Genomic DNA, 14231 nt, shown 5'->3' on the forward strand with positions numbered 1-14231 from the left:
GGTCTCCACGGGTGACCCGCTCGGCGCACCGGGGTACTTCGCCGCCTGACGCCGCATTTAGTCCTCTAAATGCGGCGTAGCGCGCCCTAAACTTGACGAGTCGTTGGGTTTTTGCAACAGTATGTTTCATGAGTCCGGTCAGACGCGGCAAAGAGCTGCCGATCTACAACCGGCTTCCCGTACTCCGGGCGGAGCGCGGACTCAGCAGGGCAGCGCTCGCGACGGCGGTCGAGGTCAATCCTCAGACCATCGGCGCGCTCGAACGAGGCGATCACTATCCGAGCCTCGACCTGGCGTTTCGCATCTGCGCGGTGTTCGATCTCCCGGTCGAGGCCGTGTTCAGCCGCGAACCGTTCACGCCGCTGTCCACTCAGGTCTACCGGGAGGGGGGAGCATGAGCGAGAAGCGGGGACGTCTCGCGGCGTGCTGGGAGCGCCAGCAGGAACGCTGGGAGGAGCTGGAACGCAAACGCGCCCTTCGGCTTCCGTCCTGGCGCACGAGGAAACGGCGGCGGACGTTGAGCGTGTTCGTGGTGACGGGCGACCTGATCCTGATCGCCGGCGCCGCCCTGTTCCACACCGGCAACACGGTCGCTTACCTGGTGTGCTGGTTCGGTGGCTGTCTCGTCGCGGGCGGCGCGCACTACCTGTTGCGGATCCTGACCGGCAAGATGAGCAACGGCTTCTCCATCCGGCTCGACGAGCGCGAGCGGGAATGGCGGCATCGCGCCACGTTCATCAGCTACCAGGTCCTGGTCGCGTTGATGCTGGTCGCGGTGTTCTACGGTCTGATCATCTCGGGTACCGAGGACGGCGGCGCGCGGGGCGCGATGATGGGCTGCGCCCTGCTGGTCACCGGCACCACGTTGTCCGGTGTCATCCTGGGCTGGTCGCTGCCGGACGATGATCCGGAGGATTTCGACGAGGAGATTCCGGCATGACCGTCACCAGGACCCGCTCGGACCGGCGGCGGCTCGCCGTCGCCGCGGTGATCGGCCACCTCGTGGTCATCGCCGGGGCCGCGTTGCTGCGCGAGCCGACGTTGTGGTTCGCCGTCGGCCTGATGGGCCCAGGGCTGTGCCTGTGTGTCGGCGCCGCGGCCGTGTTGCGCCGTTCGGTCGGCAGACCCGGCTCCGCGGCGAAGGACCTCGACGAACGTGAAATGCTGCTGCGCAACCGCGCGCACTACGCGGCGTTCCAGGGGATCTGCCTGCTGATGCTGGTGGACCTCGCGTACGGGCTCTACGCGGCCGAGCAGCCGGATTCCGGCTCCCTGCTTTCTTCGATGACAGCGGCGTTGTTCGTCTTCGGGACGTCGCTGCCGGCGCTTTGGCTCGCTTGGAAGCTGCCGGACGACGACCCCGAAGACTTCGAGGGGGTGGCTCCGGCATGACCGGGGACAAACGGCGCCACAAGGTGTCGATCGGAGTGATCGCCGTCGCCTTGGTGGCGAGCGGGATGGTGGCCGGCGCGGCGAGAGCCGTCTTGGTCTACCGGGCCACTTCGGTGGTGAGCAACGTCAGGCTGGACGGACTGGTCCAGCACAACCGCACGCTTTCCGGCGTCCATCGGGGGATCACGGCGCTCGTGCGGTATCTGGAGGAGGGGAAGTGGAAATGAGCGAGGGGAAACTGGAGATCGACCGGATCTCCAAGAAGTACGGCGCGAAGGTCGCGCTGGACGAGGTGAGCTTCGAGGTCCAGCCCGGTGAGCTGTTCGGGTTCGTCGGCAGCAACGGCGCGGGCAAGACCACCACGATGCGGATCGTGCTCGGGGTGCTGGCCGCCGACTCCGGCCAGGTGCGGCTCGGCGGCGCGCCGATCACCCACGAGACCCGCACGCATATCGGGTACATGCCGGAGGAACGCGGCCTGTACCCGAAGATGAAGGTGCTGGAGCAGCTGGTCTATCTCGCCGAACTGCACGGGATGTCGGCCAACGACGCCCACCGCAGCGCCGAGAACTGGATCGCCCGGCTCGGGCTGACCGAACGCAAGAAGGACGAGGTCCAGAAGCTGAGCCTCGGCAACCAGCAGCGGGTGCAGCTCGCGGCCGCGCTGGTGCACGATCCTCGTGTGCTGGTGCTGGACGAGCCGTTCTCCGGCCTCGACCCGCTGGCCGTGGACGTGATGAGCGGCGTGCTGCGTGAGAAGGCCGCGACCGGGGTGCCGGTGGTGTTCTCCAGTCACCAGCTGGATCTGGTCGAGCGGCTGTGCGACCGGGTCGGCATCATCCGAAGTGGACGGATGGTCGCTTCCGGCACCGTCGGCGAGCTGACCGCGGGCGCGGGCAACGGTCTCGTCGTCACCGCGCCCGACGCCTTGCCCGGCTGGGCGTCGGCCGTCCCCGGTGTCCGGTCGGTCGAGCAGAACGGCCCGACGACGATCCTCGAACTCGAGGCGGGAGCCGACGACCAGGCCGTGCTCGCCGCGGCGCTGGCCACTGGCCCGGTCACCGAATTCACCAAGCGCAGGCGTTCGCTGACCGAGCTGTTCCGCGACGCCGTCGCCGAAAAGCCTGCCGCACAGGGAGTTTCCGCATGAACACCGTCTCCTCATGGCGCGCGGTCTGGCTCATCGCCAAACGCGAACTGAACACCCGGCTGCGCACGCGGTCCTTCGTGATCGGCACCGCTGTCCTGCTGGTCATCCTGATGGGTTACGTCCTGCTGCAGTCCACGCTGGCCGACAACCAGGACAAGAGCAAGATCGGGCTCACCGGGCAGACCGCCGGGATCGCGCAGCAGCTCCAGAAGGCGGGCGAGGTGATCGGCGAGAAGATCGAGACCGTCGCCGTCGCCGATCCGGCCCAGGGCCGGACGCAGGTCGAAAACGGTGACCTCGACGCGCTGTTGTCCGGCAACGCCACCGAGCTGAAGGTGCTCGTCAAGTCCGAATTGGACACCAAACTGCGGACCGTGCTGAACGGCGTGTCCCAGCAGGAAGTGCTGAACGGCATCCTCTCCGAGGCCCAGAAGTCTCCGGACGAGGTGATGCGCACCGTCGGACAGACCCAGGTCGAGGTCGCCTCGATCAAGCCGCCGGATCCGGAGAAGTCCCAGCGGATGGTAATCGGGCTGATCGTGGCCGTGCTGCTGTACATGAGCATCGTGACCTACGGGACGCTGGTCGCCCAGGGCGTGGTCGAGGAGAAGTCCAGCCGGGTCGTCGAGATCCTGCTGTCCACCGTCCGGCCGTGGCATCTGTTGCTGGGCAAGGTGATCGGGCTCGGCCTGGTCGGGCTGACCCAGCTGGTGATCATCGGCGGCGCCGGATTCCTCGTCGCCTCGGCGACGAACGTGCTGACGCTGTCCGGGGTCGCGACGGGCGCGCTGCTGTGGGGTGTGGTCTGGTACCTGCTCGGGTTCCTGCTGTACGCCACCGTCTACGGCGCGATGGGCTCGCTGGTCTCCCGGCAGGAGGACACGCAGTCGGTCATCGGGCCGGTCAACATCGTGCTGATCCTCGGTTTCGTCGTCGGGTTCAACCTGCTGGCGCAGTCACCGGAGGGCACGGGGACCAAGGTGCTTTCCTTGGTGCCGCTGCTTTCCCCGGTGCTGATGCCCGCGCGGATCGCGGCCGGGACCGTCGAGGTGTGGGAGGTCGCGCTGTCGCTGGGCCTGACCGTGGGCGCCATCGCCCTGTTCACCTGGCTGGGCGCGCGGATCTACCAGAACAGCGTCCTGCGGGTCGGCAGCCGGATCAAGCTGTCCGAGGCCCTGAAGGGCTGACTTTCCGTGAAGGCCTCCTTCCCTACCTTCAGGGTAGGCAAGGAGGCCTTCACGGACCTTTGATGGCGCCGTAGCGCTCCAGGGCGACTTGGCGTTCGTGGGCGTGGTCGACCATGGGGGCGGGGTAGTCCTTGACCCCCTGCGGTTTGTGCGCGGCTTTCCCTTGCACGGAACGGAGTTCGGGGACGTAGCGGCGGACGTACTCGCCCGAGGGGTCGAACTTCTCCCCTTGCGTGGTCGGGTTGAAGATCCGGAAGTACGGCGCGGCGTCGGTACCGCTGCCCGCGACCCACTGCCAGTTCAGCTGGTTCGACGCGAGATCACCGTCGACCAGATGGTTCATGAAGTACCGCGCGCCGAGCCACCACGGCAGGTGCAGGTCCTTCACCAGGAAACTCGCCACGATCATCCGGACGCGGTTGTGCATCCAGCCCTCGGCGAGCAGCTGCCGCATCCCGGCGTCGACGATCGGGAAGCCGGTGCGTCCTTCGCACCACCGCTTGAAGGCCTCGTCGTCACTCTCGTGTTCCATGGCGTCGAAGCGGGAATCGTAGTTCTTGCGCGCGGTTTCGGGGCGATGCCACAGGACGTCGGCGTGGAACTCGCGCCAGGCGAACTCACCGCGCAGCGACTTCGCGCCGGATCCCTCGTTCCCGGCGAGGTCGGCCAGCAGCGTGCGCGGGTGGACGCAGCCCCAGCGCAGATACGGCGAAAGCCTTGTCGTACCGGGACGATCCGGGCGGTCGCGGTCCTCGTCGTAGGTCTCGAGATCGCCGTCCAGGAACTCGTGCCAGCGATCCAGCGCCGCCTTCTCGCCGGGCTCCGGCAGCTCCATCCCCTTGAGCGAAGGGGATTTCGGGAGCTTGACTGACCGCGGCGGCTCCACCCAGTCCACTATGGACGCACCGGTGTCCGCCGGGCGCGGCCATCCGTGGCGCACCCACGCCCGGTAGAACGGGGTGAACACGCGATAGGGGTCGCCGTCCGGTTTGGTGATCCGGCCGGGGGTGATCGCGTACGAGGAACCGGTCTCGGTCCAGGCGATGTCGTGTTCCGCCAACGCCTTCTTGACCTCTTGGTCGCGGCGGCGGCCGTACGGGCCGGTGTCCGAGCTGACGTGCACCGCCGCGGCGCCGATCGCGCGGGCGGCCTTGACGACCTCCTCGGCCGGGTCACCCTTGACGAGCATCAGCCGTCCGCCGAGCTGCTCGTCCAGCGCCTTCAGGCAGCCGTGCAGGAACGCGACGCGCGGGGCGCCGGAGGGTTTGAGGAGCGCGTCGTCGAGGACGTACAGCGCGAGGACGTGCTTGCTGTGCTTCGAGGCTTCCAGCAGGGCGGCGTGGTCGCCGAGGCGGAGGTCGCGGCGGAACCACAGCACTACGGGGGCTTCTTTGGTCACAGGCCAGAGCGTAGTCACTGTCCCGCTGACCGCTACTCGGGCGGGCTTGTTCGCCGAATCGACCACGGTGGGGCTTGTCCGGCACTTAATGTCGGCAGGACAGCTCTATCAGGTCAACGAGGGGAAAGTGAATGCGCGTACGTTCGAAAGTCATGTCCGTTCTGCTGGCCGTCGTCTCGGCGGCGGGCCTGACCATCGCGGTGTCCGGGACGGCCGCCGCGGCCGACGACTGCCAGATAGAGACGAGCCGGAATTTCCTGTACGGAAACGGGAACGGGAAACAGGCGCGGATCTCCCTGATCAGATGCTCGTGGGACAACGAGCCCAGATTGACCTACCAGGGTGCCGTCAACGGCGCCAACGTCGGGGACGGCGCCACCTACGGGGACTCCATCAAGCTGGCGTACAAGCCCTACTACGACAAGGGCTTCGTGCCGGGTTCGTTCAGGTTCACCAACAGCCAGGGCTATCGGGTGACGGACATGTACTACGGCAATCGGGGCGAGTTGCAGGCTTGCGCGGACATCCACCTGGAAGTGGGCGGCTGGGAAATGGTCTGCACCTGGTGACCCTGTCTTCACTCACCCGGATGTGACAAACGGTCCGTTCCTCGCAGCTTCGGCGAGGAACGGACCGTTCGTAGCGCTTGCGAAAGGCGGGTCAGCGCTCCGAGATCGGCGTGTAGTCCCGCTCGGCGGAGCCGGTGTAGATCTGCCGCGGGCGGCCGATCTTGGTGGCCGGGTCCTGGATCATCTCGCGCCAGTGCGCGATCCAGCCCGGCAGGCGGCCGAGCGCGAACAGCACGGTGAAGTACTTCGTCGGGAAGCCGAGCGCCCGGTAGATCAGGCCGGTGTAGAAGTCGACGTTCGGGTACAGCTTCCGCTCGATGAAGTAGTCGTCCGAGAGCGCGGTCTCTTCCAGCTTCTTCGCGATGTCGAGCAGCTGGTCGCCGCCCTTGAGCTTGGAGAGGATCTCGTCCGCGGTGTTCTTGATGATCTTCGCGCGCGGGTCGTAGTTCTTGTAGACCCGGTGCCCGAAGCCCATCAGGCGGACACCCTTTTCCTTGTTCTTCACGCGCTGGACGAAGTTCGCGACGTCGCCGCCCTCGGCCTGGATGCCCTCGAGCATGTCCAGGACCGCGCTGTTGGCGCCACCGTGCAGCGGGCCGAACAGGGCGTTGATGCCCGCCGAGATCGAGGCGAACAGGTTCGCCTCGGAGGAGCCGACGAGGCGCACGGTCGAGGTGGAGCAGTTCTGCTCGTGGTCGGCGTGCAGGATGAACAGCAGGTCGAGCGCCTTGGCGACGTCCGGGTCGACCTCGTAGGGCTCGGCCGGGAAGCCGAAGGTCATCCGCAGGAAGTTCTCGACGAGGCCGAGGGAGTTGTCCGGGTACAGCAGCGGCTGGCCGACGGACTTCTTGTACGCGTACGCGGCCAGGGTCGGGACCTTGGCCAGCAGGCGGATGGTGGACAGCTCCACGTTCGCTTCGTCGAACGGGTTGAGCGAGTCCTGGTAGAAGGTCGACAGCGCCGATACCGCGCTGGAGAGCACCGGCATCGGGTGCGCGTCGCGCGGGAAGCCGCTGAAGAAGGCCTTGAGGTCTTCGTGCAGCAGGGTGTGGCGCTGGATCTTCTCGGTGAAGTCGGAAAGCTGCGCCTGGGTGGGCAGCTCGCCGTAGATCAGCAGGTACGAGACCTCGATGAAGGTCGACTTCCCGGCCAGCTGCTCGATCGGGTACCCGCGGTAGCGCAGGATGCCGGCGTCACCGTCGATGTAGGTGATGGCCGAAGACGCGGCACCGGTGTTCACGAAACCGGGGTCGTGGGTGATGTACCCGGTGGTCGCCAGCAGCTTCCCCAGCTCGATCCCAGGCGCACCCTCGACCGGGTGGATCACCTTGAACTCGTGCTCGCCATTGGGCAGGCGCAGCGTCGCGGTCTCGCCGGACTGCCCCGCAGCCGTCGTCGCGTCGGACATGTAAGTCCCTCTCACGTTCAGCACGGGCCGGCGGCGCCTGTAGGTTCCACAGGTACGCCCTCTTTCACGCGCGTGACCCATGGCCTCGCTGCACACCGCCCCGCTGGGGTATGAATTCCCCTCCACGCTAGTCGAGAATGGGGTCAACGCGCAGCGGGTGAGTTGCTCACAACAGCCCCTTTGGGACCAGGTTCACACGGCGGATGCCATATCCCCGGCCGTCGGCGGTTCCGCGCCGCTCCGCGAGACCGTGATCGACGCCGCTTTCGCCGCGAATTCGAGCGCCGTGCGCCAGCCACCGGCGTCGAGAGTGGACACGTCGCGCACCCCGTTCGAGTACAGCCAAGCCAGCAGGGCGCCTTGCACGGTGTCGCCGGCGCCGATCGTGTCGACGACGGCGACTCGGCGTGACGGGACCTGCGCGATTTCCCCCGCCCGTGTGATGACGGACAACCCCTGCGCGCCGCGGGTGAGCACCACGGCGTCGACCCCGGAAGAGGTCCAGACCTTTGCGGCTTCGATCGGATCGGCGCCTTCGGCGAGCCATTCCGTGTCGTCGTCGGAGATCTTGAGCAGGCGGACATGCGGCAGCCAGGACTCGAACCGTGCCCGGTACGCCGCCGGATCGGTGATCAGCGCCGCGCGGATGTTCGGGTCGAGGACGGTCAGGACGCCGCGGGCCGACTCGCGGCGCAACACGGTTTCGTACGTGCTCGCACCCGGCTCCAGGACCATGCCGAGGGTGCCGAGCGAGAGCGCCGTCACATTCTCCGGCAGCGGACCGGGGTCGCCGACGAGCCTGTCCGCGGTGCCTTCGGTGTAGAAGGTGTACTGCGCGGAACCCTTCTCGTCGAGCGCGACCACGGCGAGTGTCGTCGGCTCGTTTCCGCGCTGCAGCAAGGTGGTGTCGACACCGGAGGCGTGCAGCCGGTCCACCAGCGCGACACCGAAACGGTCGTTCGAGACACGCGACAGGAAGCCCGTCGGGACGCCGAGCCGCCCGGCGGCGAGCGCGACGTTGTAGGGGCCACCACCCATCCGGGGCAGCAATGCGCGCAACCCACCGTCCACAGTGGAATCCAACGGTTCACCAGGAACGAGGTCGACCAGCGCCTCTCCACCCACGACGATCACGGGCGCGATGCTAGCCGAGGTGACGGCGAAACCACCATGATTGTCAGTTCAGGACATTTTTTGTCGCTATCCCGCCAAGGAGCAGTTCCGACAAAGCGGTGAACGCTTCGGCGTCGGTCACCCCGGCTCGCTGACCGACCACGCCGGTCTGGATTCCCTCGATGATCAGCCCCGCCATTTCCGCGATCAGCCGCGCGTGCACCTCGCGGAAAACACCGTCGGTGACGCCGCGATCGATGAACGACCGGATCCGCTGGGCCGCGGCGCGGCTGTTGAGCTGATACGCGTCCCGCGCCGGCGCGAATTCGGCGATGTCGGTCATGAAAGCGGCCGAGGCGCGATTCAGGTATTCGGAGATCCCGGCGAGGTACTCCCCGAGGATCTTGCGGGCGTCGTCGATGCCGCCGATCCGCTCTTCCAGCAGCTCGGCCGCACCCTTGAAAAAGTGGGCGACGACCTTGACCGCGAGCTGCTCCTTGCTGGGGGCGAGCGCGTAGAGGGTCGACTTCGAGCAGTGGAGCCTGGCGGCGAGGTCGTCCAGCGTGAACCGGGAGAACCCCTCGGCGAGGAAGAGCGCTTCGAGTTCCGAGAGCAGTGCTCGCTGACGCGCGGTCGGCTGGCGGCGCGGGGTCCTGCTCTCGGTCATCGGATCACTATCCCTTACGCGGACGGTGTACCCCCAGCGCCATCTACTGTACGCTGAATCAGCCCACAGTACTGTTTTGAGTACAGTTCAGCTCGGAGGAATCATGCCGGCGGACCGTCTGCTGCCCAGCACCGAGGCCAAGGATCTGATCGATCTGGCCAAGGAGATCGCGCGCGAGGAACTCGCCCCGATCGCGAGCAAGTACGAAGAGACCGCGCATTTCCCGCGCGAGCAGTTCCGGCTGCTCGGCCAGGCCGGGCTGCTCGGGCTGCCGTACGCGGAGCGCTGGGGCGGCGGCGACCTGCCGTACGAGGTCTACCTGCAGGTTCTCGAGGAGATCGCGACCGCGTGGATGTCGGTCGGCGTCGGGCTCTCCGTGCACACGATGTCCTGCTTCGCGCTGGCGCATCACGGCACCGACGAGCAGCGCGACCGCTGGCTGCCCTCGATGCTGGAAGGCGACCTGCTGGGCGCGTACGCGCTCTCGGAGACCCACGCCGGTTCCGACGCGGCGGCCCTTTCGACCCGCGCACGGCTCGACGGCGACCAGTACGTCGTGAACGGCACGAAGGCGTGGATCACCCACGCGGGTGAGGCCGACTTCTACACGACCATGGTGCGCACCAGCGACGACGGCGGACAGGGCATCAGCTGCCTGCTCGTCGACGCGGCGACGCCGGGCCTCTCGGCCGCGCCGCCCGAGCGGAAGATGGGGCTCACCGGTTCGACCACCGCGCAGCTGATGTTCGAGGACGCCGCCGTCGACGCCGACCGGCGGATCGGCGAAGAGGGCCAGGGCCTGAAGATCGCGCTGTCGTCGCTCAGCTCCGGACGGCTGGGCATCGCCGCCTGCGCCGTCGGCCTCGCGCAGGCCGCGCTGGACGAGGCCCTTGAATACGCGAAGGGCCGCACGCAGTTCGGGCGGCCGATCATCGAGTTCCAGGGCCTGGAGTTCCTGCTGGCCGACATGGCCGCGACCGTCGAGACGTCGCGCGCGATGTACCTCGACGCCGCCCGCCGCCGCGACCTCGGGCTGCCGTTCCAGCGGCAGGCGTCGATCGCGAAGCTCGTCGCGACCGACGGCGCGATGAAGGTGACCACCGACGCGGTGCAGGTCCTCGGCGGCGCCGGCTACACCAAGGACTTCCCGGTGGAGCGGTACATGCGGGAGGCGAAGGTGCCGCAGATCTTCGAGGGCACGAACCAGATCCAGCGCATGGTGATCGCGCGAGAACTCCGTAAGTGCTGACTCTCCGCGCCGATATGATCACCAAGTGGCCACTCGGCAGCCATGAGACACTGTGGAAGACGTGAGGAGACGCTGTGACAGCCCTTCCCCATTCCACGACGGGGTCGCACGGTGAGTCAGGGTGGGCCATCCCGGAGCACCTGCTGTCCGTCGCGGAGTACACGGCGCTCGGTGAGCCCGATTCGGGATTCACCGAGCTCGTGGAAGGCCGCCTCGTCATGTCACCGAGCCCCAAGAGGCGACACAACAAGGCGCTGTACGCCTTGGCGAGACAGCTGGAATCGCAGCTGCCCGATCACCTCGAGTTCGTCCAGGACATCGACGTCGACCTAGGGCTGGTTCCACCTGGTGAGCCAGGCTTCGCCAGGCGTCCGGATCTGATCATCGCCCTCCGTGAAGCGGGCGAACGGATCGACGAACAGGACTCGATGTACCACGCGGACGACTTGGTCGTCGTGGTGGAAATCGTGTCGCAGGGCTCGAAACGCACCGACTACGTGACCAAACACGGCGAGTACGCCGACGGGGGGATTCCGCACTACTGGATCGTCGACCTCAGCGAGCCGGTCTCACTGGTCGCCTGCCACCAGGCGGGCGAGCTGGGATACCAGGACGCGCCCGCCGCGACCGGTGTCTTCCAAGCCACCGAGCCGTTCCCGGTGAAACTGGACCTCGATCGGCTGCTTCCCTGAGCGCATGACGCGAAAGCCACTTTCGCAACGTTGAAGGTTGCGAAAGTGGCTTTCACGTCATGCGAGTCCGGTCGCCAGCCGACCTCAGTGCCCCTGCGGGCCGAACTGCTGCGGCGGACCACCCGGCGACGGCTGTTGCGGCTGTGGCGGACCACCCGGCTGCTGCGGCCATCCGGCCTGAGGCGGATACGACTGCCGCGACGGCGCGGGCTGCCACTGAGGCCCAGGCTGCCCCGGCGGATACTGCGGAACAGCCTGGGCGACGTGCGGCTGCTGATATCCCTGCTGCTGGAATGCCTGCTGCTGCGGGAATCCCGGCCCCGCGTTCCGCCCGGCGGCGACAAGGTCACGCGCCTTGCGCCGTTTCCCGCGGATGAGCATCGTCGTGCCCAAACCGGTCAGCGCGACCCCGGCCCCGGCCATCCAGAGACCGTGATTCCGGAACGTCTCGGCCCGCGATTCGGCGGCGGCCTTCATCTCGGCGTAGGTGTCTTCGCCGGTGCTGCGGCCGTTCTTCGTGGTCTCGCAGACGTCGCCGGGCGACATGATCTTGCCACCGCATTTGATGAGATTCGGGTCCTCGCGCGAGAACAACAAGGTGACGACCAAGAACCCGATACCCACGACCAAGACGAAGACCCAGCGCTTCATGTGTTACACACCCTCCCCATATGTAACACATGAGAGCACAGGTCACACACCTTTGACAAGAGCGAACTCAGCCCTCGCGGTAACGCCTTTCTTCCACCACGCCGACCCCGGACTCCTCGTCGAAGCGGTAGACCTCGCGGCCGCGCACGAACACCCGCATCGCCCGGTTCATCACGTCCAGCGGGTCACCCGACCAGATGACCACGTCGGCGTCGAGGCCCGGCTTCAGCGAGCCGACCTGGTCGTCGAGGTCCAGCATCGCGGCCGGGTTGACGGTCAGCGCCCGCAGCGCGGTCTCCGGGTCGAGGCCGTCCTTGACCGACAGCGCGGCCTGGTACACCAGGAAGTTGATGGGCACGACCGGGTGGTCCGTGGTGATCGCGATCCGCACGCCCGCCCTGGCGAGGATGCCGGGCGCGCGCAGGGTGCGGTTGCGCAGCTCCACTTTGGACTTGGTGGTGAACAGCGGGCCCAGGATCACCGGCACGTCCCGTTCGGCGAGCAGGTCCGCGATCAGGTGCCCTTCGGTGCCGTGGTTGATCACCAGTTTGTAGCCGAACTCGTCCGCCAGCCGGATCGCGGTGACCATGTCGTCGGCGCGGTGGACGTGCTGGTCCCAGTACAGCTCGCCGTCGAGGACCTTGGCCAGGGTCTCCTTGGTCAGGTCGACGTCGAACGGCTTGCCCTCGGCGGCGGCGTGGTCGCGCTGGGCGGCGTAGTTGCGCGCGGCGGTGAACGCGTCGCGGATGGTCGACGCGACACCGAGCCTGGTCGACGGCGTCTGCTTCTTCTCGCCGTACACCCGCTTCGGGTTCTCGCCGAGCGCGCTCTTCACGCTGACACCCTCGGCGAAGATCATGTCGAGCACCGTCCGGCCCCAGGTCTTGACGCCGATCGTCTGCCCGCCGATGGGGTTCCCCGAACCGGGTTTGATGACGACGCTGGTGACGCCGCCCGCGAGCGCGTCGTCGAAGCCGGGCTCGTACGGGTCGATCCCGTCGATCGCCCGGAACCGCGCGCCATTGGGGTCGGTCATCTCGTTGGTGTCGTTGCCCGACCAGCCTTCGCCGTCCTCGTGGACGCCGAGGTGGGCGTGCGAGTCGATGAACCCCGGCAGCACCCAGCTGCCCGCGGCGTCGATCAGTTCGGCGTCGTCGGGGACGTCGACGTCGGCGTCCGTGCCGACCGCGACGATCTTTCCGTTCTCGATGAGGACCGTGCCACCGTCGACCGGTTCGCCGTCGACAGGGACGACGTAACCACCGACGATGGCCTTGACCTGTGCTTTGTCAGACATACTTTGACACGCTAACGAACTGGGCCGTCCGTCCGCACGCGGGGCTTTTCGAAGTGGACGAGCTCGTAGTGCTCCTCGGGCGTCCGATGCGTCTCGACGTAGCCGAGCTTTCGGTACATCCGCAGCGGACCGGCGCTGCGCTCCCCGGTGAACAGGCGGAACACGGTCACCGAGGACGGCGTGGCCGCTTCGGCGGCGAGCAGCAACGAGCTGCCGAGCCCCTGCCCCTGCCTGTCCGGGGCCACGATGAGCCTGCCGACGAGACCGGCCCCGCCGTCCACGACGATCCGGACGCTCGCCACCAGCCGTCCGGATTCCCTGACGCCCCAGGCGAAACACGCGGGATCGCCCAGGGCCTCCTTGGTCTGCTCGAAGGTCTCCAGCAGCGGCGGGATGTCGATGTCCCGATGCGCCCGAGCCTCCGGGACGTACGCCGCGCGCTGCAGCGTGAGCACTTCGCCGGCGTCCACGGGCTCCAGCCGGAGCAGAGACGGCAGTGACATCGTCAGCGCACCCGGATTCCCCAGCTCCCGGTCCACGAGGAGGCCGGCTCCAGGTCGATCAGGTCGGTGCCGGTGTTGAGCGCGTCGGCGGGGCAGGTCATCGGCTCGATCGCCACCGCGCGGCCACGGCCGACCAGGTCGTCCGGGGTGAACACCTGCGCCCAGTGGAAGTCCGGTCCGGCCCAGACCACCAGCTCCCGCTCGCCGTGCGAGAGGACGTGGTGGTGGTTGCCGTCCTCGGCGGCGCTCAGCCCGCCGAACGCCGTGTCGAGGTCGACGCCCGCGAGCACCTTGCCGGACCGGAAGTCGTACTCGGTCCCCTCGACGTCCTGCTCGTCGGCGTACGGCATCTGCTCGTCGCCGAGGTACGGCCGGACCCGGCTCGCGGGCAGCGTCAGGGTCAGCTCGTCGGTGGGCACGTCACCGATGCGGAAGTACGGGTGCGTGCCGAGCCCGACCCCGATCGGGCTCTCGCCCTCGTTGCGGATCTCGTGGGTCACGACCAGTTCGCGCGGCGAGATCTCGTAGGTGATCGTCGCGCGCAGCGGCACCGGCCAGCCCTCCTGCGCCGGGACGTCGACGGCCAGGGTGATCGACGACTCCGCGTGCTCCAGGAGCTCCCATTCCTCGTGCCGGGTCAGGCCGTGGATCGCGTTGCCGCGTGCCTCCTCGGTGATCGCGAGCTGCTGCTTCTCACCCTGGTGGACCCACTGGCCGCCCTTGGTGCGGTTCGGCCAGGGCAGCAGCACCTGCCCGGCGCCCTTCGGCGGCTTCTCGTCCTCGGCGAACGCCTCGACGTACGGCACCCCGCCGACCTCGAACGCGCGCAACCCGGCACCGATCTCGGTGATGACGGCGCGCGCGTTGCCGCGGGTGATCTCGAACTGCTCTCCGGTGGGATTGGCCATGCGGACGAGGTTACCGGCGCCCGACGGGACCGTAGGCTGGGAATGC

The 14231-nt window shown here is 67.7% G+C and carries 17 protein-coding genes; 9 read left to right on the forward strand and 8 right to left on the reverse strand.

Going from position 1 to position 14231, the window contains the following annotated elements; all coding sequences use genetic code 11:
* Window positions 1-128: 128 nt before the first annotated feature.
* Genes AMYAL_RS0113005 through AMYAL_RS0113030 form a run of 6 tightly spaced genes read left to right on the forward strand, consistent with a single transcriptional unit; the run spans window position 129 to window position 3729 of the window.
* A complete protein-coding gene (locus AMYAL_RS0113005; RefSeq protein ID WP_020631744.1) occupies window positions 129-398 on the forward strand; it encodes a helix-turn-helix transcriptional regulator in 270 nt (89 codons plus the stop codon).
* Window positions 395-940, forward strand: coding sequence for a hypothetical protein (locus AMYAL_RS0113010; protein ID WP_020631745.1), 546 nt, complete (start codon window positions 395-397; stop codon window positions 938-940). Before AMYAL_RS0113005 ends, AMYAL_RS0113010 begins: the two co-directional genes overlap by 4 nt.
* On the forward strand, window positions 937-1392 hold the full coding sequence (locus AMYAL_RS0113015) for a hypothetical protein (protein ID WP_020631746.1): 456 nt from the start codon (window positions 937-939) through the stop codon (window positions 1390-1392). Before AMYAL_RS0113010 ends, AMYAL_RS0113015 begins: the two co-directional genes overlap by 4 nt.
* Window positions 1389-1619, forward strand: a complete 231-nt coding sequence (locus AMYAL_RS0113020) for a hypothetical protein (RefSeq protein ID WP_020631747.1) — start codon at window positions 1389-1391, stop codon at window positions 1617-1619. The genes AMYAL_RS0113015 and AMYAL_RS0113020 overlap by 4 nt, the downstream gene beginning before the upstream one ends.
* Window positions 1616-2542, forward strand: coding sequence for an ABC transporter ATP-binding protein (locus AMYAL_RS0113025; RefSeq protein WP_020631748.1), 927 nt, complete (start codon window positions 1616-1618; stop codon window positions 2540-2542). Before AMYAL_RS0113020 ends, AMYAL_RS0113025 begins: the two co-directional genes overlap by 4 nt.
* Entirely contained in the window at window positions 2539-3729 is a 1191-nt protein-coding gene (locus tag AMYAL_RS0113030) for an ABC transporter permease (RefSeq protein ID WP_020631749.1), read from the forward strand. The genes AMYAL_RS0113025 and AMYAL_RS0113030 overlap by 4 nt, the downstream gene beginning before the upstream one ends.
* A 49-nt stretch (window positions 3730-3778) precedes the next feature.
* Here AMYAL_RS0113030 and AMYAL_RS0113035 read toward each other — a convergent pair whose 3' ends face one another.
* Window positions 3779-5128 carry a cryptochrome/photolyase family protein gene (locus AMYAL_RS0113035; RefSeq protein ID WP_026467025.1) on the reverse strand — a complete coding sequence of 450 codons (1350 nt, stop codon included), beginning with the start codon at window positions 5126-5128 and terminating at the stop codon, window positions 3779-3781.
* 152 nt (window positions 5129-5280) lie between these two features.
* Here AMYAL_RS0113035 and AMYAL_RS0113040 point away from each other — a divergent pair, with 152 nt between their 5' ends.
* Window positions 5281-5697, forward strand: coding sequence for a hypothetical protein (locus AMYAL_RS0113040; RefSeq protein WP_020631751.1), 417 nt, complete (start codon window positions 5281-5283; stop codon window positions 5695-5697).
* A gap of 91 nt (window positions 5698-5788) precedes the next feature.
* Here the strand turns inward: AMYAL_RS0113040 and AMYAL_RS0113045 are convergent, their stop codons facing one another.
* From AMYAL_RS0113045 to AMYAL_RS0113055, 3 genes are all read right to left on the reverse strand, one after another.
* Window positions 5789-7105, reverse strand: coding sequence for a citrate synthase (locus tag AMYAL_RS0113045; RefSeq protein ID WP_020631752.1), 1317 nt, complete (start codon window positions 7103-7105; stop codon window positions 5789-5791).
* A 192-nt stretch (window positions 7106-7297) separates the two neighbouring features.
* Complete coding sequence (locus tag AMYAL_RS0113050; protein ID WP_020631753.1) at window positions 7298-8239, reverse strand: carbohydrate kinase family protein; 942 nt, start codon at window positions 8237-8239, stop codon at window positions 7298-7300.
* Window positions 8240-8282: 43 nt separating this feature from the next.
* Complete coding sequence (locus AMYAL_RS0113055; protein ID WP_020631754.1) at window positions 8283-8885, reverse strand: TetR/AcrR family transcriptional regulator; 603 nt, start codon at window positions 8883-8885, stop codon at window positions 8283-8285.
* A gap of 103 nt (window positions 8886-8988) precedes the next feature.
* Between AMYAL_RS0113055 and AMYAL_RS0113060 the strand changes: the two genes are divergently transcribed.
* Together AMYAL_RS0113060 and AMYAL_RS0113065 are read left to right on the forward strand one after the other, a co-directional pair.
* On the forward strand, window positions 8989-10134 hold the full coding sequence (locus AMYAL_RS0113060; protein ID WP_020631755.1) for an acyl-CoA dehydrogenase family protein: 1146 nt from the start codon (window positions 8989-8991) through the stop codon (window positions 10132-10134).
* A 74-nt stretch (window positions 10135-10208) separates the two neighbouring features.
* The gene (locus AMYAL_RS0113065) at window positions 10209-10826 is read left to right on the forward strand and encodes a Uma2 family endonuclease (protein WP_020631756.1); all 618 of its coding nucleotides are present in this window, start codon (window positions 10209-10211) and stop codon (window positions 10824-10826) included.
* A gap of 84 nt (window positions 10827-10910) precedes the next feature.
* On the opposite strand, the gene AMYAL_RS0113070 is transcribed toward AMYAL_RS0113065, so the two are convergent.
* The 4 genes from AMYAL_RS0113070 to AMYAL_RS0113085 form a co-directional block, all read right to left on the reverse strand.
* A complete protein-coding gene (locus AMYAL_RS0113070; RefSeq protein WP_020631757.1) occupies window positions 10911-11477 on the reverse strand; it encodes a hypothetical protein in 567 nt (188 codons plus the stop codon).
* Window positions 11478-11544: 67 nt separating this feature from the next.
* Window positions 11545-12774: an amidohydrolase gene (locus AMYAL_RS0113075; RefSeq protein ID WP_020631758.1), complete on the reverse strand. Its 1230-nt coding sequence runs from the start codon at window positions 12772-12774 to the stop codon at window positions 11545-11547.
* An 11-nt stretch (window positions 12775-12785) separates the two neighbouring features.
* Window positions 12786-13313, reverse strand: a complete 528-nt coding sequence (locus tag AMYAL_RS0113080; protein ID WP_020631759.1) for a GNAT family N-acetyltransferase — start codon at window positions 13311-13313, stop codon at window positions 12786-12788.
* The gene (locus tag AMYAL_RS0113085; protein ID WP_020631760.1) at window positions 13280-14185 is read right to left on the reverse strand and encodes an aldose 1-epimerase family protein; all 906 of its coding nucleotides are present in this window, start codon (window positions 14183-14185) and stop codon (window positions 13280-13282) included. The genes AMYAL_RS0113080 and AMYAL_RS0113085 overlap by 34 nt, the downstream gene beginning before the upstream one ends.
* Window positions 14186-14231 lie beyond the last annotated feature (46 nt).

It is taken from the genome of Amycolatopsis alba DSM 44262, from assembly GCF_000384215.1.
In the GTDB taxonomy this organism is placed as follows: domain Bacteria; phylum Actinomycetota; class Actinomycetes; order Mycobacteriales; family Pseudonocardiaceae; genus Amycolatopsis; species Amycolatopsis alba.